At 59.9% G+C, this 16,111-nt stretch carries 14 protein-coding genes; 9 read left to right on the forward strand and 5 right to left on the reverse strand.

Features of this window, described 5'->3' with window-relative positions:
* Positions 1 to 98: 98 nt before the first annotated feature.
* The 4 genes from lipB (at position 99) to GC425_RS06330 (ending at position 3,473) form a co-directional block, all read left to right on the forward strand.
* Positions 99 to 812, forward strand: coding sequence for a lipoyl(octanoyl) transferase LipB (gene lipB, locus GC425_RS06315; protein WP_151843046.1), 714 nt, complete (start codon positions 99 to 101; stop codon positions 810 to 812).
* A gap of 106 nt (positions 813 to 918) precedes the next feature.
* Positions 919 to 1,962 (forward strand): lipoyl synthase, encoded by a 1,044-nt coding sequence (gene lipA / locus GC425_RS06320; RefSeq protein WP_151843045.1) that lies wholly within the window; start codon positions 919 to 921, stop codon positions 1,960 to 1,962.
* Positions 1,963 to 1,985: 23 nt separating this feature from the next.
* The gene (locus GC425_RS06325) at positions 1,986 to 2,759 is read left to right on the forward strand and encodes a DUF4191 domain-containing protein (RefSeq protein WP_151843044.1); all 774 of its coding nucleotides are present in this window, start codon (positions 1,986 to 1,988) and stop codon (positions 2,757 to 2,759) included.
* 57 nt (positions 2,760 to 2,816) lie between these two features.
* Positions 2,817 to 3,473 (forward strand): LysE family translocator, encoded by a 657-nt coding sequence (locus GC425_RS06330; RefSeq protein ID WP_151844405.1) that lies wholly within the window; start codon positions 2,817 to 2,819, stop codon positions 3,471 to 3,473.
* A 30-nt stretch (positions 3,474 to 3,503) separates the two neighbouring features.
* Here the strand turns inward: GC425_RS06330 and GC425_RS06335 are convergent, their stop codons facing one another.
* The gene (locus tag GC425_RS06335; protein ID WP_151844406.1) at positions 3,504 to 4,037 is read right to left on the reverse strand and encodes an RDD family protein; all 534 of its coding nucleotides are present in this window, start codon (positions 4,035 to 4,037) and stop codon (positions 3,504 to 3,506) included.
* Between the two features lie 275 nt (positions 4,038 to 4,312).
* On the opposite strand from GC425_RS06335, the gene glnA reads away from it, so the two are divergent.
* The 3 genes from glnA to GC425_RS06350 all read left to right on the forward strand — a co-directional run bounded on the left by glnA (position 4,313) and on the right by GC425_RS06350 (position 8,503).
* On the forward strand, positions 4,313 to 5,749 hold the full coding sequence (gene glnA, locus GC425_RS06340; protein ID WP_151843041.1) for a type I glutamate--ammonia ligase: 1,437 nt from the start codon (positions 4,313 to 4,315) through the stop codon (positions 5,747 to 5,749).
* Between the two features lie 107 nt (positions 5,750 to 5,856).
* The gene (locus GC425_RS06345) at positions 5,857 to 7,056 is read left to right on the forward strand and encodes a hypothetical protein (RefSeq protein ID WP_231699751.1); all 1,200 of its coding nucleotides are present in this window, start codon (positions 5,857 to 5,859) and stop codon (positions 7,054 to 7,056) included.
* Positions 7,057 to 7,063: 7 nt separating this feature from the next.
* A complete protein-coding gene (locus GC425_RS06350; RefSeq protein ID WP_151844407.1) occupies positions 7,064 to 8,503 on the forward strand; it encodes a multicopper oxidase domain-containing protein in 1,440 nt (479 codons plus the stop codon).
* 39 nt (positions 8,504 to 8,542) lie between these two features.
* On the opposite strand, the gene GC425_RS06355 is transcribed toward GC425_RS06350, so the two are convergent.
* From GC425_RS06355 to GC425_RS06365, 3 genes are all read right to left on the reverse strand, one after another.
* On the reverse strand, positions 8,543 to 9,745 hold the full coding sequence (locus tag GC425_RS06355; RefSeq protein WP_151843039.1) for a hypothetical protein: 1,203 nt from the start codon (positions 9,743 to 9,745) through the stop codon (positions 8,543 to 8,545).
* A gap of 66 nt (positions 9,746 to 9,811) precedes the next feature.
* Positions 9,812 to 11,269, reverse strand: a complete 1,458-nt coding sequence (thrC, locus tag GC425_RS06360; RefSeq protein WP_151844408.1) for a threonine synthase — start codon at positions 11,267 to 11,269, stop codon at positions 9,812 to 9,814.
* Positions 11,270 to 11,681: 412 nt separating this feature from the next.
* Entirely contained in the window at positions 11,682 to 12,458 is a 777-nt protein-coding gene (locus GC425_RS06365; protein WP_151844409.1) for a hypothetical protein, read from the reverse strand.
* A gap of 372 nt (positions 12,459 to 12,830) precedes the next feature.
* On the opposite strand from GC425_RS06365, the gene GC425_RS06370 reads away from it, so the two are divergent.
* Together GC425_RS06370 and GC425_RS06375 are read left to right on the forward strand one after the other, a co-directional pair.
* Positions 12,831 to 13,682 (forward strand): ATP-binding cassette domain-containing protein, encoded by an 852-nt coding sequence (locus GC425_RS06370; RefSeq protein ID WP_151844410.1) that lies wholly within the window; start codon positions 12,831 to 12,833, stop codon positions 13,680 to 13,682.
* Between the two features lie 3 nt (positions 13,683 to 13,685).
* Positions 13,686 to 15,692, forward strand: coding sequence for a YhgE/Pip domain-containing protein (locus GC425_RS06375; RefSeq protein WP_151844411.1), 2,007 nt, complete (start codon positions 13,686 to 13,688; stop codon positions 15,690 to 15,692).
* 44 nt (positions 15,693 to 15,736) lie between these two features.
* Here GC425_RS06375 and GC425_RS06380 read toward each other — a convergent pair whose 3' ends face one another.
* Positions 15,737 to 15,997 (reverse strand): DUF2249 domain-containing protein, encoded by a 261-nt coding sequence (locus tag GC425_RS06380; RefSeq protein ID WP_151843035.1) that lies wholly within the window; start codon positions 15,995 to 15,997, stop codon positions 15,737 to 15,739.
* Between the last annotated feature and the right edge of the window lie 114 nt (positions 15,998 to 16,111).

Below are 16,111 nucleotides of genomic sequence, written 5' to 3' on the forward strand. Positions count from 1 at the left end.
AGGCGCCTGCGGCACGTCCCGCACCTCGCACCCCTGGAGCCTCGAGATCCTCGAGGTTCCGGGGGTGCGTGCTTTCTACGGCGAGTACACTATCCCCCATGGGTTTCCAAGAAGGAAGTATTCGGCGGAACAGCGATCCAATCCAGGTGGAGTGGCTCGGCCAGGTGGACTATGCGGACACCTGGCAGCGTCAGGCGCAGATGGCCGCGGAGATTGCCGACGGCACGCGCCCGGACACCGTCTTGTTGCTGGAGCATCCCCCCACATACACGGCGGGCAAGCGCACGGAGGATTCCGATCGCCCCACCAATGGCCTTCCCGTGGTGGATGTGGATCGCGGCGGCCGGATCACGTGGCATGGCCCTGGCCAGTTGGTGGCCTACCCGCTCATTAAGCTCGCCGATCCAGTGGATGTGGTGGATTATGTCCGCCGCATGGAGGAGGCGTTGATCGCCACCTGCCGGGACTTCGGTGTGAACAACGTGGGCCGCGTGGAGGGCCGTTCTGGCGTGTGGCTGCCGGCTGGGGTGGTTGATGGCCAGCTGCTTCCGGCTCGGAAGATCGCGGCGATTGGCATCCGCGTGACCCGTGGTGTGACGATGCATGGCGTGTCCTTGAATTGCGATAACACGCTGGAGTACTACGACCACATTGTGCCGTGTGGTCTGTCCGATGCGGGCGTGGCCACGTTGTCGCGCGAACTCGGCCGTGATATTCGTGTGTCCGACGCCGAGCCTCACCTGCGCCAACACATCATCGATGCCCTGAACGGTGACTTGCATGTGGAGAAGCACGAACTGCCAGAACAATAGGTCACACATCCAGAAGACAAGGCCCACGCGTCGTGCTCTACGCAGCTCCCGAGTGCCCCTACTTGCTAGTCGCGCACGCGCCCGAAAAGCGCGTAGGGTGGTGGGCATGACTGTGAACGCTGAAGGCCGTCGAATGCTTCGGATCGAAGCGAAGAACTCGCAGACTCCGATCGAGTCTAAGCCACGTTGGATCCGCACCACCGCAAAGATGGGTCCTGAGTTTCGTGATATGAAAAACCGTGTGTCTGGCGCGAGCCTGCACACTGTCTGCCAGGAGGCGGGGTGCCCCAATATTCACGAGTGTTGGGAGGATCGCGAAGCTACCTTTCTCATCGGTGGGGATACCTGCTCCCGCCGATGCGATTTCTGCCAGATTAAGTCCGGTCGCCCCTCCCCCTTGGATCTCGACGAACCGCGTCGTGTGGCCGAGAATATTCGGGAGATGGGTCTGCGCTACGCCACGATCACGGGTGTGACGCGTGATGATCTGGATGATGAGGGCGCCTGGTTGTACGCGGAGGTCGTGCGCAAGATCCACGAGCTGAACCCGAACACGGGCGTGGAAAACCTCACGCCCGACTTCTCTAACCGCCCCGAGCTGCTCAAGATTGTCTTCGAGTCCGAGCCTGAGGTATTTGCGCACAACCTGGAGACGGTTCCCCGTATCTTTAAGCGCATCCGTCCGGCGTTTAAGTACGACCGTTCCCTGGAGGTTATTCAGGCCGCGCATGACTATGGTCTGGTCACCAAGTCCAACCTGATTTTGGGCATGGGTGAAACCGCTGAGGAGGTTCGGGATGCGATCAAGGATCTCGCCGCAGCAGGCACGGATATTCTCACCATTACGCAGTACTTGCGCCCGTCCTCCATGCACCACCCCATTGAGCGCTGGGTGAAGCCGGAGGAGTTTATGGAGCATTCGGACTTCGCCTACGAGGCAGGTATTAAGGCCGTCATGTCTGGTCCTTTGGTGCGCTCCTCGTACCGTGCGGGCCGGTTGTATGCTCAGGCGAAGCACGCTCGCGGAGAGGCTATCCCTGACAACCTGCAGCACCTGGAGGCCACGTTGGACAGCACCACGTCCCAGGAAGCGTCCTCCTTGCTGAAGAAGTACGGTTCTTCTACCGAGACCCCAGTTACTGCTCGTTAGTTCTGTGCTCTATCCTTAAACGCATGGCGAAGGACATCCGCGAAAAGGAAAACAAGAAGGCAGAAAAGGCCGCGAAGAAGCAGGCCCGTCGCACTCAGTACTCCCAGATGTGGCAGGCGTTCAAGCTTCAGAAGCAGCGCGATAAGGCGCTGGTCCCCTGGATGATTGTGGCTTTTCTGGCTCCAATCATTCTGCTGGGTCTGTTGTCTCTCGTGTGGGGCTACTGGTTCCTGAATATTCCCGTGGGCATTGTGCTGGGTGCCATGCTGGCCTTGGTGGTCTTTAACCGCCGTCTGCAAAAGGGTGTCTATGACCAGATCGAGGGTGAGGCCGGCGCCGCCGCGTGGGCGTTGCAGAACATGCGCGATGGTGTGGGCATGAAGTGGATCACGGAGGCAGGAGTTGCCTCCAACACCCACATGGATGCTGTTCACCGTGTGGTCGGCACCCCTGGAATTGTCCTGGTGGGTGAGGGTGCGCCTCACCGTCTGAAGCCGATGATGGCTCAGGAGCGCAAGAAGTTGGCCCGCATCGTGGGAGCCACGCCGATCTACGACGTGGTGGTGGGCAACGAGGAGGGCCAGGTGCCCGTCAAGAAGCTCCAGCGCCACCTCATGCGCATGCCTCGCAATGTCAAGAAGAACGAGGTGGACGCCCTGAACGGCCGCGTGGAATCGATTTCCCGCCTGACGAACGCACAGCGCGGCATCCCGAAGGGTCCGCTGCCGAAGGGCGGTCAGATTTCCGGCATGGGGCGCCGTGCGCGCCGTGCCGCTGAGCGTGGCAAGAAGAAGTAGAACGTGCCCCTCGCAGGTATCCTTCTAGACCCTCGCCATAGTTAAGCGGTCTCCGCCATGGATGTACAGGCTCTCCTGACCATTCTCGCCATCAATGTGGTGGGCATTTACTCACCGGGTCCGGATGTGTTCCTCATCATGCGTCTGGCCACGAAATCCCGACGCCACGCGCTCGCCGCGGTCGCCGGCATTTCCACGGCCGTGGCGCTCTGGGTGGCACTCACCGTCTTTGGTGTCGCCACACTTCTCTCCACTGCACCAGAGGCCATGGGCATCATTCAGCTCGTGGGCGGCCTATGGCTGGCCTACATGGCCTATGGCATGGCACGCTCGGCTCGTGTTCAATGGGGCCAGTCGGTCGAGGAGCTGGGCGTCGATGATCACAGCAATATCCTCGGGTCGCTGGGGCATTCCTACCGCGCGGGACTATTGACCAACCTTGCTAACCCCAAGGCGGTGTTGTATTTCGCGGCGATTATGGCGCCGCTGATGCCCACGCAGGCGCCGCTGTGGGTGTCCGTGGTGCTGGTGATCGTCATCGTTGTCGAAGTGGCACTGTGTCACGGCCTGATCGCCGTGACAGTCAGCACCGAGCGCATCAAGCGCAGGCTGCTGGGAGCGGGCGCGTATATCGACGCCGCAGCCGCCGCCATCTTCGGCCTGTTCGCCCTGGCCTTGTTCATCAAGGGAGTGTCTGCGCTGGTGGGTGCATAGGAGAGCGGGGATCGCTCGCGCCGCCGCACGCTAGCGGACACGGATCACAGCGGTGCCGGTGGCGCGGTCGTGCATACCGCGGCCATCGGTATCCTGAATGACCGGCGGGAACAGGAAGACCGTCAGCAGGGTGCGCACCACCGAGCGCCACGGGCCCACGCGCTTGGAGCCATCGTCGATGCGCGCCACACCCAGCCCCAGGAATGCATGTCCCGGAGATTGGGCAAACAGCCACACGGTGACGATGCGCCACACGATGAAGGTGAACATCGCGACGGTTGCGTAGTCTCCCAATGCATCAGTCATGCGGGTAATGAAGAACGCCATGGCATAGCACATCAGCCAATCGATCAGCAGGGCTGCCATGCGGGGGAAGAGCCCCGCCAGCGATCCCGGACCGGATTGTGGCAGACCTAGGTTCTCGCCGGCATAGGTGCTGGGTGCAGCGGGATCCTCGTACTGTCCCGGAACTTCAGGACCCTCCAACCACGAACGACGGGGCTTCGGTTGGGCGCGCCGGTGTGTGCTCGTGGGCTTGTTGTTTTTTGGCTGCTCTTTACTCATGATGCTTCAAAGATTATCCGCACCCCCTCCCCCAATGCACATTGACCCGCAGGATTCAGTACAGTTGAAGGCATTGGGTTTGTTAGCGAGTGCACGGTGAACCTTGCAGTGTGGTTCACGACATATCACTAGTTAACATTCTCGAAACACTAAAGTGACAGTTAAGCAACAACGCTTTTCTACACTGTGTGACTACGAGGTTCTAGTTTCCCGAGTAGGACGTTTGGCCTAGGGCCTGCAGGAAATAATTCCCACATAAAGGAATGGAAGAGATCATGTCATTTAAGACCGCTGAAGACATCGTCAAGTACATCAAGGACAACGAGATTGAGTTCGTTGACGTTCGCTTCACCGATGTGCCAGGTATCGAGCAGCACTTCACCATCCCCGCTGCAATGTTCGACGAAGACCTCGCAGAGGAGGGCTTGGCATTCGACGGTTCTTCCATCCGTGGCTTCACCACCATCGAAGAGTCGGACATGAACCTGCTGCCGGACTTCGAGACCGCGCAGATCGACCCATTCCGCAAGGCGAAGACCCTCAACATCAAGTTCTTCGTCCACGACCCATTCACCCGCGAGCCTTTCTCCCGCGACCCACGCAACGTTGCCCGCAAGGCCGAGCAGTACCTGGCCTCCACGGGCATCGCGGACACCTGCTTCTTTGGTGCAGAGGCAGAGTTCTACCTGTTCGATTCCGTTCGTTACTCCACGGACATCAACAGCAGCTTCTTCGAGGTGGACTCCGATGAGGGCTGGTGGAACCGTGGCGAAGAGTTCAACCTGGATGGCTCCTACAACCTGGGCTCCAAGACCCGCCTGAAGGGTGGCTACTTCCCTGTCGCGCCATACGACCAGACCCAGGAAGTCCGCGACGCCATGACCAAGAACCTCCAGGCCGCTGGTTTCGAGATCGAGCGTTTCCACCACGAGGTGGGAACCGGTGGACAGCAGGAGATCAACTACAAGTTCAACACCCTGTTGAAGGCAGCCGATGACCTGCAGACCTTCAAGTACCTCATCAAGAACACTGCTGTATCCCACGGCAAGGCTGCAACCTTCATGCCGAAGCCTCTTGCAGGCGACAACGGCTCCGGTATGCACGCCCACCAGTCCCTGTGGAAGAACGGCGAGCCTCTGTTCTACGACGAGAACGGCTACGCAGGCCTGTCCGACATCGCGCGCTACTACATCGGCGGTATCCTGAAGCACGCCGGCGCGGTTCTGGCCTTCACCAACCCAACCCTGAACTCCTACCACCGTCTGGTTCCGGGCTTCGAGGCTCCAATCAACCTGGTGTACTCGCAGCGTAACCGCTCTGCTGCCATCCGTATTCCAATTACCGGTTCCAACGCCAAGGCCAAGCGCATCGAGTTCCGCGCTCCGGACCCATCCGGAAACCCATACTTCGGTTTCGCGGCCATGATGATGGCTGGTCTGGACGGCATCAAGAACCGCATCGAGCCTCACGCTCCTGTGGACAAGGACCTCTACGAGCTCCCACCAGAGGAGGCCAAGGACATCCCACAGGCGCCAACCAGCCTGGAGGCCTCCCTGAAGGCTCTGGAGGAGGACTCCGAGTTCCTGACCGAGGGTGGCGTGTTCACCGAGGACCTGATCGATACCTACATCGGTTACAAGTACGACAACGAAATTGCTCCCGTGCGCCTGCGTCCTACCCCGCAGGAGTTCGAGATGTACTTCGACTGCTAAACGCTGCACGAATCCTCATCGCTGCATGAGCCTGCCCCAACCGGGGCAGGCTCATTAGCTTTTAATGATGCTTTTTAAATACATCTTTATTGCCTAGACTGATAGCTGTGACAGCGTCTCTCCGCGATACCCGTCGTCGTCCACCAGTGTGGCCCCGCTACATCTTCCTGCTCTTCGCAGGTGTCTCCCTTCTTCTGGGCCTCATCACCGCATTGAGCCGGCTGGGCGTGACCACCAACGATCTCAGCACCACACTGTCCGGGATCCACGGCCCCCTCATGGTCTTCGGGTTCATCGGCGGAGCCATCGGCCTGGAACGCGCCGTGTCCGTAGTCAACAGCTCCCCTACCCACACCCTCTGGCCGTGGGCGGGACCGGGCTTCCACGCCCTGGGAGTCATCACGCTCATCGGTGCCGCCTCGCAGCCCACGTTCGCTCCACCATTCATCACCGAGCATCCGCAGGCCATCGCGGGCATCATGTTCACCCTCAGCCAGGGTGTGCTCGGCGCGCTCTACTACAGCATCTACCGGCGCCAGCCCAGCCTGGCGGTTCTCATCCAGGCCTGTGGCGTGATCGGCGGCGCATCGGCCACCGCCCTGTTCGCCAGCGGCGCGGCCTTTGCGGACATCCTCCCGCTCACCGCCGTCTTCGTGGTCGCCACCATCATCGGTGAGCGCTGTGAGCTCGCCCGGGTGTCCATCGCCGGTGCGAACGCCGAAACCCACCTGACGGCGTTGATCTGCGCGGTGACGGCGGCGTCGATTATCTATATCGCCGCACCACAGCTGGGCTACCCACTGATCGGCGCACTGCTGATCGTCACCGCCGTGGCCACCGCACGCGTGGATATCGCCCGCCACATGCTGAAGTCCACCGGCCTGCCTCGTTTTAGTGCTGTGGCGATGATGCTGGCCTACGCCTGGCTGAGCATCACGGGCCTGGTGTGGCTCGCCTTCGGGCAGTCCAGCGCCGGATTTGCCTACGACGCAGCCGTGCACACCCTGTTCATCGGGTTCACGATGTCCATGATCCTGGCGCACGCGCCGATCATTTTAACTGGGGTCATCCGCAGGCCGCTCCCCTACCATCCAGTCATGTATGTGGCACTCGTGCTGCTCCACACGGGCCTCGCCGCCCGCGTGATCAGTGCCGCCCGGCAAGCCACGGGCCCCTGGCAGGTAGCTGGCGTGGTGACCGTGCTTGCTGTGGTGGTGTTCCTGCTGGTCTCTGTCACGCTCACCGTGCGGGGCGGCTCTATGCATGCCACCATCTCCCACCAACACACCCCACGAGTGGAGGTTTAACACTGTCATGACTGGTGTCACTCTTGGTTCGTCGAACGGCCCGACCGACCCGAAAGACCAGAACGATACGAATGGCCAGGGCGGCTCCTGGGCAACCAGGCTGGTGGTGGGGCTTGCCATCGCAGCCATCGTGATGGTGACGTTCACCATGTTCCACGGTGGAATCCCCACGCAGGATCGGGATAGCGCGGCGGTGGGGGCGTCGGATACATCAGGGGCGATGGATCAGCAGCACGTGGTTCCCACGGGTGAGGTCGTCACGAAGGACATCAGTATCACGGGGATGAGTTACTCGCCGAGCGTGATCGAGGTGCCGCGCGGCGCCACGTTGATCGTGAACGTCACGAACAAGGGTACGATGCAGCACGACCTGACGCTCAACGGTCAGACCACTAAGATGCTCTCCCCGGGGCAGAGCGACCGGCTGGACGCCGGTGTGATCGGGCAGGATAGCGAGGGGTGGTGCACGGTGGCAGGGCACCGCCAAGCGGGGATGGTACTGCAGGTCACGGTGGTTGACAGTGATCATGCCTCGCAGCACTCGCATGGCCCAGGACAATCACACAGTGCGCGTGGCGAATCCTCGGAGCATAAGGTTCGCGACGCGCGGCTGCCGGCGGCGAAGAAGACCGCAGTGCACGAACTCACGATGGTGATGACCGAGGAAGTGCGGGAGGTCGCGCCCGGCAAGAAACAGATGCAGTGGCTGTTTAACGGCCAGGCGCCGGGCCCCGTACTCCGAGGTACTGTGGGCGATCGCTTCCGCATCACGCTGAAAAATGAGGGCTCCATGGGGCACTCGGTGGACTTCCACGCCGGCGAGGTGAGCCCGGATGCCACGATGGCAACCATCCAACCGGGCGAAGAGCTGGTCTACGAGTTCACGGCGCGCAGAGCCGGCGCATGGATGTACCACTGCGGCACGAATCCCATGAGCCTGCACATCGCCAACGGGATGGCCGGCATGATGGTCATCGACCCCGCGCCAGGCTCCGAGTTAGCACTGGATCCCGTGGACCACGAGTTCGCCCTAGCGGCACACGAGGTGTTCCTCGGCGATGAGAAGACCGGTGCGGATGCTGCGAAGGTGCGCGACGACCGCTACGACCTAGCCGCATTCAATGGCTATCCGAATCAGTACGCCGATGAGCCGCTGCGTGTGAAGGTGGGCGAGCGCGTGCGGATCTGGGTGGTGAACCTAGGCCCCACCCAGGCGTTGAGCTTCCACGTGGTGGGAGCTGTGTTCGATACGGTGTTCAGTGAGGGGAATTACAGCCTGCGGCACGGGATACAGCAGAACACGGGTGCTCAGGTGCTGCCGTTGCTGGCGGCACAGGGAGGGTTTGTAGAAATAGAATTCGCTGAGGCGGGCACCTATACGATGGTGAACCACGCCACAGCGATGATGGAGAAGGGCCAGATGGGCCGCATCATTGTGGAGAAATAGCCGCGGGGAGAACTAGCCCCCGGGCTAGCCGCGCAGGGACTAGTCGTCAAGCTTGTCCTTGACTTCCCCATCGATAACTTCGGCCAACTGCTCTTCGTCAATGTGGGATTCGGAGAGGTGCTTGTCCAGCTCGCGCTCCTCCTTAGCGCTGAAGTCCTCCTCGGGATCCTCACGGTGGGTAGTCAGCTCGTGGATGCGGTCACGACGCTTGGACTCGCGAGCAATGCGAGCGCGGGACTTGATCCACCACGCCACGAGTGCCGCGATCATCAGCAGACCCACGTAACCGATCACTGGGTAGACCTTGGCCATGAGAGACTCGAAGCCCACGAAGCTCACGGCGTAGCCCACCAGGGTGGCGCCAATAAGCGCTGGGCGGAAGGAGAACTTCGTGCTGGCGGTCACGCGCCGCGCGAGGGCGTAGAACATACCGATGGCCGTGTTGAAGATCATCACGAAGATGATGAAGGCCATGATGATACCCAGCGTTGGGTGGATCTGGTTGATGATCTCCAGCATCGGCACCGAGGTGCCCTGAACGTCCTCCATGTTGAGGTACAGCGTGATCGCAGAGATGAACAGCATGATGGTGTAGATAGCACCACCGATGATGCCGCCCATGCCCGCCTGACGAGGCGAGGCGTAGTTTCCGCCGATCACCAACGTCATGGACACACCCAGCAGCAACGCCAGGCCGTCATAGTTCAGGGCGGACAGCCACCACGGAGACACCGGAGACTCCTCGGCCTGGGCCAGAGCCTCCGCAGTGGAGGTGTCCGGCATGTTCATCATCGTGTAGACGAACGCGAAGATCACCGCGATGATGATCAACGGGGTCAGGCCACCGATCACGCGGCTGACCTTGTCAACGTCCAGCATGCCGGTGAGGATCACGATCACTGTCATGATCAACGCGCCGATCCAGGCGGGCAGGTCGAACTGCTGTTCCAGGTTCGATCCAGCGCCTGCCAGCATCACAAAACCGATGCAGAACAGCGTCAGTGTTACGGAGATGTCCAGGAATCGGGACACGATCGGGTGGGAGGTCTTTTTGAACACCATGTTGTGTTCATCCGCCAGGAAGTAGCTACCGATCTGCAAAAAGACCGCGCCGCTGATGGTCACAACCAATCCAGCGATGGCCACTCCCCACAGCCCGACCAGGCCGAAGGACATGAAATATTGGATAACTTCTTTACCTGTGGCAAAGCCGGCACCCACAGTGAGTCCGACAAATGCCATAGCGATGGATACTGTCTTTTTCACTCTAACGAGGATACACACCTGCAGCTGCAGTGCCAGTGGAGCTTAGTGCTCGATCTCCTCAGTCTGGGCGATAGACTCCTCAATAAACCGCTGAACCTCGGCCACGTCATTAGGCAAATCGGTGACGTGACGATCGGCCTCCATGATGCCCGCGAAGCGAGCCGGAATCTCTGGTTCCTGCCCGATCGCCTCGCGGATCGTGTCCGCAAACTTCACGGGCAGCGCGGTCTCCAGCACCACGATCGGGGTGTGCACCTGATCGGACACCTCCCGGGCGGCCTTCACACCATCGGCCGTGTGTGGGTCGATAAGCGTGTCGAGACGAGAGTGGGCGTCGGAAATAATGGAGACACGATCAGCGTGGGTGGAGGAGGCGGACAGGAAACCGTACGTCCCTGCGGCCTCTGGGAAGGCGGGGTCGTCGCTGAGGCTGAAGCCGCCCTCCTTGACCTTCGTGCCGAACAGCTCGTTGACGCGCTCGGCGTCCCGGCCGAGAAGGTCGAAGATGAAGCGCTCGAAGTTGGATGCGCGGGAAATGTCCATGGAGGGGCTGGACGTTTCGTACGTATCGGCGGAGCTGCGCACGCGGTAGTCGCCAGTGCGGAAGAACTCGTCCAGCACATCGTTTTCGTTGGTGGCGACGATGAGCCGATCGATGGGCAGCCCCATCTGCCGGGCGATGTGACCTGCGCAAATGTCGCCGAAGTTTCCGGTTGGCACGGAGAAGCTGACCTGCTGATCGTTGGAGTCCGTGACGCGGATCCAGCAGCTGATGTAGTACACGATCTGGGCCATCAGGCGGGCCCAGTTGATGGAGTTCACCGCGCCGATTTTGTGGGTGGCTTTGAACTCCGCATCGGCGCTGACGGCCTTGACGATGTCCTGGCAATCGTCGAACACGCCGTCCAGGGCGATATTGAAGATGTTCGGGTCATCGAGTCCGAACATTTGTGCCTGCTGGAAGGGGGTCATGCGGCCTGCCGGTGTCAGCATGAACACGCGGATTCCCTGGCGGCCGCGCATGGCGTATTCTGCACTTGACCCGGTATCGCCGCTGGTGGCGCCAAGGATGTTTAATGTTTCTCCCCGACGCCCAAGCTCATATTCAAACAGCTCACCCAGAAGCTGCATGGCCATGTCTTTGAAGGCTGCCGTGGGCCCTTCGGACAGGTGGCCGATGTAGATGTTGTCTTCTAAATGGGTGACGGGCACGATGTCCGGGTGGGCGAACTTCGGGGTGTTGTACGCCCTGTGTGCGATAGCATCCAGCTCCTCGGCGGGGATGTCATCGATAAAGAGCGCGAGGACCTCGGCAACGAGGGCTGGATAGCCGCGGGATTCATCGGCGAGCAACGCGCGCCAGCGGGTGAGCATGTCGTTTGTAATGCTCGGATACTCTGCGGGCAGGTACAGGCCGCCGTCTGGGGCGAGGCCGCCGAGGAGAATATCGGTGAACTTAGCTGGGGTCTGTTGGGGGTTGCGCGTTGAGATGTATTCCACGTGTGACAGCTTAGTGGAGTGTTGCTGTGGTTCCTACCTGTGGGGTAATCATGTGCGGTCCGCCTCATCAACTCTCAAGGGCCTCCAGAATGTGCTTTGCCTGTGACAGCGTGACCTCAGGGTGCTTTCGGCGCAGCTGGCGTGCGGCGCTCACCAACCCTCCGCTCTCCAGTTCGCCCCGTAGGGACTGTTTCTCACTCTCAGTCAGACGGACCGCCCTGGGCGTGTTCTGTCGTTGAGTGAAAGCAGCAACAGCTCCGACCACGGCAAGCGCAAGACACACAAAGCCACTCACTGCAGACCACGAGGACGGGCCATCCGATAATGCGATGAGCAAGCAGCCTATAACTAGCAGGCACACTGATGATGCGCACAGTTTTTCGAACATGGAGCCTCCTCTACTACTAAGCGCCTAGCAATTATCCTTAATAGCAGCAATTCCCAAGAGCTCGGAAGCCGTAGCACCAGCAGCCGAGAGCGCGCCGTCTAACTTTTCCGCATTAGTTGTTGCTCCTACTAGCAACTGAATTGCCTCCTTCACATTGCCAATCGCCTTCACGAACTTGGCCAGCTTGACAACCGCCCCAGCAGGAACAGCGATCGCGGCAGTAACCGCGGCCACACACTTAGTCCCCCCCCAGGCTCCATCAGGATCAGCTGTCACTGGATACTGAAGGTCCGAGCTTAGATCTACCTTTTGAACAAGACGATTACCCTGTACGTCAAAGTAAGTATCAACTTGTTTTCCCTTCGCATCGACCGCCCAAGGCGTTTTAATACGCCCTGCAGCCTCGCCATTGCTTGAACGGAAAAAAACACCACCATCGGGAGCCTCTTCAAGCGTAAACCCTGCAGGAAGGGCGAAATCGAAGACATAGGCGTCAGGGGAGGTGACACTATCAATAGTGACCACCTGGGAAAAGGAGTCTCCATCTTCCGTAGATTTAATAGAATGCCCGCCCAGCGAATCTACAGCGAAGGCTCCACCTGACAATCCTCGCGACGTTGGAGCAATACCTCTTCCAGTTATAGTGATTACACCATAATGAGAATCATGAACTGCTGAAATCGCAGACCCCATCGCCGCTGGGCCACCAGCAGGAGCAGCAACTGCTTGGCCAACCAACGCTAGCGACAGCATGACTGTTGCAGAAGCGACCACCACTCCCTTGAAGTTGTTGACACTCATGGAAATCCTCCTTACGTGATGAACAAGTCAACTTTTGTTGACTAATTAATACTTAACATGCCATGCGCTCGTTGTCTGCGATTTGGAAAACTTAATAGCTGTACAAACATACATACCTTGGCATGTGCAAGAGGCTACGAACGAAATTTCGACGAATTTGATTGGCCATGCCGATAATCCCGAGCTGAAGTGCATCCCACATATAGTCACTTGGTGGAGTGTTGCCGTAATTCCTGCTTGTGGGGTAATGTCAACAAGATATTTTCTGACGATTTCGTCATTACACGACGTTATGACATGACGTTGATGTGTGACGATGGGGCGTAACCACACGAACCCAGACGGCCCCTCCCACAGGAAGAGTAAAACATCATGTCTTTCGCTATGCGCGCGCACGACATTGAATTAGTTGGTGACGAAGGCCCCGTCTTCGGCCCCGTCTCCTTCGACGTTCCAGCAACGGGCATCACCAGCCTCGTGGGCCCCTCCGGCTCCGGACGCACTGCCCTCACCCTCGTCCTCTCAGGACGCATGAAGCCCACACAGGGAACGCTCGAGGTTCTCGGGCACACGGACATCGCCACCATTCAAAAAATCACCGCACTGGCGGGCGTGGAGCAAATCGATCTTCTGGACCGATCCGTCACAGTCAAAGAGGTCCTGACGGAGAACAAAGCCTGGGCCTCACCCTGGTACAAACCTCGCTCGCGCGTCACCGACGCCGACCTCGAGTACTACTGCAGGCGCATCTTCGGCGACCGTGATCTTCCCCCACTGAACGCCTACATCTCTCAACTAGCGGGCATCGACAAGCTCCTGCTGCGCATGAGCCTGGCCATGCACCCCGCCCATCAGACACCAGCGGAGATCCTTTTGGTGGACGACCTGGAACAGGTTCCTGAACTGGCCACACGGATGTACCTCATCGACCGGCTAGTCGCCTTGTCCGAAGAGATTCCTGTGGTGGTCACGTCGGTGAACCCGATCAACCAGCTCACACGGCTCGCACACTCCCCTGCCGTCCCGTTGGCCGCGGAAATCCAGCTCAATACGGACGCCGGTCACGTCATCCCAGAGCACACCGGAATCACCTGGAACGCTGACCGCACGATCGATGCGATGACCGCCATTGCCCCGCACCCCTTTAGTACCCGCAGCGACATGGGACGCACGGCACGCCCTCACGCCCCACACACTCACAACACAGACGACGCGGAGGTTTAAGACATGATTGCGCTGTTTAACCCTAATAGCCAGATTCGTAGTTTCAAACGCTCCAGGCTCACGCGCCTTGCGATCATCTCCCTGATCCTCATGCCCCTGCTCTACTCCGCGGTTTACCTGTGGGCGTTCTGGGATCCCTTCAACAACGTCAATTCACTTCCCATCGCGTTGGTTAACAACGATAAGGGCACCACAACCACGGACAAGGACGGCAAGACCAGCTCCGTCAATGCCGGTGATGTGATCGTCCAAGGTCTCCACGACAACGACCGGATCACGTGGATCGATACCTCCACGGAAGGAGCACAACAAGGGGTGAAAAACGGTACCTACTACTTCTCCCTGGAGATCCCCGAGAACTTCAGTGAGGCAGTGACCTCCCCCTCCACCGACAGCCCTGAAAAAGCACGGCTGATCACCACCATGAACGATACCAATGGTTACCTTTCCACCATCATTGGTAACAACGTCATGAAGGAAGTGCTCACCACCGTCAGCAACAAAATCTCCACCCAAGCCGTGGACAAGATCCTGGTGGGCGTGATGGATTCCGGTGGCGGCGTTCAGCGCGCCGCGGTCGGCGCCAAGCAGATAGCAAACGGCACCGCCCAGCTCAAAGACGGCACCGCCCAGCTCAACGACGGGGCACGCCAGCTGGAAGAGGGGCTAGGCCGCAGCAAGGACGGCTCCGCCCAACTCGCAGACGGCTCAAGGAAGCTCGACAATGGATTGGGTGAGCTCAGCAACGGTGCGGGACGGCTCAGCGCTGGAACGGCCGAGCTGAATTCCCGGGTGAGCGCGGCGTCGGAAAATATTAAGGCCTCGGCGGACACCGTGGATCAACTGCGCGCCAACGCCGATCAGCTCGCCGGTCGGGCAGCGCAGATCAACGGGGTGGTGCAGCAGCTCAACCGGGTGGCCGATGCCCTGCCGCCCGAGCAACGAGAGCAGTTGAATCAGCTGGCGCGGGACACGGGCGATCTGGATTACCAGCTCAACAATCCGTCCTCCCCGCTGAAGGCGGGCCTGGGACAGGCTGGGTCGCTCACGGGCCAACTCGACCAGCTGACCGACGGGGTGCGCCAGATCAACGACGGTGCGCAGCAGCTGGACGCGGGGTTGAAGACGGCCAAGGATGGCTCGTCCCGACTCGCCACGGGAAGCAGGGAGCTCGACGAGGGTAACGCCAAGTTGCTCGACGGAGCCCACCGCCTGTCCGAGGGAACCCACAAGGCCGCCGAGGGCAGCACCAAACTGGACAAGGGAGCCCACCAGCTCTACACCGGCCTGGATAACGGCTCGAAGCAAATTCCGCGGTGGAACGCGCAGCAAACGCAGAATGCCGCGGACACCATCGGTAACCCCGTGGAGCTGAATAGTTTCAACGACGCCGGCGATCACGCCTTCGGCCCAGGCCTTGCGCCGTTCTTCCTTAGCCTGTCCTTGTACATCGGCGGGATCGTGATCTTCTTTATCCTCCGCCCGCTGCAGACTCGCACCGTGAACTCCGGTATCAGTGCCTGGCGGGCAGCCTTTGACGGCTACTTCCCAGGGCTCGTGATCGGCATGCTGCAGGCGGTTGTCATGATCGCCACCACCGTGTGGGTGGTGGGACTAGAGCCGGTGAATCTGGTGGGTACCTTTGCCTTCGCGATCTTGGCGTCCGCGATGTTCATCGCGCAGCTTCAGATGTTCATCGCGGTGTTGGGCATCGGACCCGGCCGCGTGGTGTCCATGGCGGTGTTGATTCTGGAGATGATCTCCTCCGGTGGTTTGTATCCGGTGGAGACTCAAAACAAGGTCATTCAGATGCTGCATCACTTCAACCCGATGACCTACACGGTTAACGGATACCGCCAGGTCATTTACGGTGCCTACGATGAGCGCTTGGCGATTGCCATCGTGGTGCTGCTGTGCCTGATCGCGCTGTTCCTGACAATAACGACGCTTACGGCGCGCAGCCAACGCACCTGGACGATGAAGAGGCTGCATCCAGCGCTCAATGTGTAAGCGCGCGGGCTGTCAACGTATAAACGTGCAGAGTGCGGTCAGGCCTACGCCGTGCGGGTGAACTTGATGTGCCAGTCCTCGGGTCCTTCCTGGATGTACTCCAGGTCGAAGGTCTCGGGACGAGCCTCTACCTCCCGCAACAGGGGCACGGGGTTGTGCGGGGCGATGAGGATCATCGCCTCGCCCACCTGACGTGTGCCGAGTGCGCCGTGGATGGCGCCGTGTCGCAGTGCATGGGGGATCGCGCTGGCGTTCAGCGCTGGAATCTCTTGGGGCTTTCCTGCCTCGTGGATGGGGAGTTGCATGTGTGATTCCTTTCGGTCACGATGTCGGTTCATACTTCAGTGATGAGTCGGCAGCAATTCGGCCACTACTCCGAACTGAAGAATCATCATTAAAGATGCATTCAATATACCGCT

This window comes from Corynebacterium sp. zg254 (genome assembly GCF_024701495.1).
Taxonomy (GTDB): Bacteria; Actinomycetota; Actinomycetes; order Mycobacteriales; family Mycobacteriaceae; genus Corynebacterium; species Corynebacterium zhongnanshanii.

What these genes read in the sequence shown, in the direction of transcription:
- GC425_RS06365 (WP_151844409.1), bottom strand. Translation starts at nt 12,458, where the DNA reads ATGAGTGTCAACAACTTCAAGGGAGTGGTGGTCGCTTCTGCAACAGTC.
- GC425_RS06325 (WP_151843044.1), top strand. Translation starts at nt 1,986, where the DNA reads ATGGCGAAGGACATCCGCGAAAAGGAAAACAAGAAGGCAGAAAAGGCC.
- GC425_RS06370 (WP_151844410.1), top strand. Translation starts at nt 12,831, where the DNA reads ATGTCTTTCGCTATGCGCGCGCACGACATTGAATTAGTTGGTGACGAA.
- GC425_RS06330 (WP_151844405.1), top strand. Translation starts at nt 2,817, where the DNA reads ATGGATGTACAGGCTCTCCTGACCATTCTCGCCATCAATGTGGTGGGC.
- lipB (WP_151843046.1), top strand. Translation starts at nt 99, where the DNA reads ATGGGTTTCCAAGAAGGAAGTATTCGGCGGAACAGCGATCCAATCCAG.
- glnA (WP_151843041.1), top strand. Translation starts at nt 4,313, where the DNA reads ATGTCATTTAAGACCGCTGAAGACATCGTCAAGTACATCAAGGACAAC.
- GC425_RS06355 (WP_151843039.1), bottom strand. Translation starts at nt 9,745, where the DNA reads ATGGCATTTGTCGGACTCACTGTGGGTGCCGGCTTTGCCACAGGTAAA.
- lipA (WP_151843045.1), top strand. Translation starts at nt 919, where the DNA reads ATGACTGTGAACGCTGAAGGCCGTCGAATGCTTCGGATCGAAGCGAAG.
- GC425_RS06335 (WP_151844406.1), bottom strand. Translation starts at nt 4,037, where the DNA reads ATGAGTAAAGAGCAGCCAAAAAACAACAAGCCCACGAGCACACACCGG.
- GC425_RS06380 (WP_151843035.1), bottom strand. Translation starts at nt 15,997, where the DNA reads ATGCAACTCCCCATCCACGAGGCAGGAAAGCCCCAAGAGATTCCAGCG.
- GC425_RS06350 (WP_151844407.1), top strand. Translation starts at nt 7,064, where the DNA reads ATGACTGGTGTCACTCTTGGTTCGTCGAACGGCCCGACCGACCCGAAA.
- GC425_RS06375 (WP_151844411.1), top strand. Translation starts at nt 13,686, where the DNA reads ATGATTGCGCTGTTTAACCCTAATAGCCAGATTCGTAGTTTCAAACGC.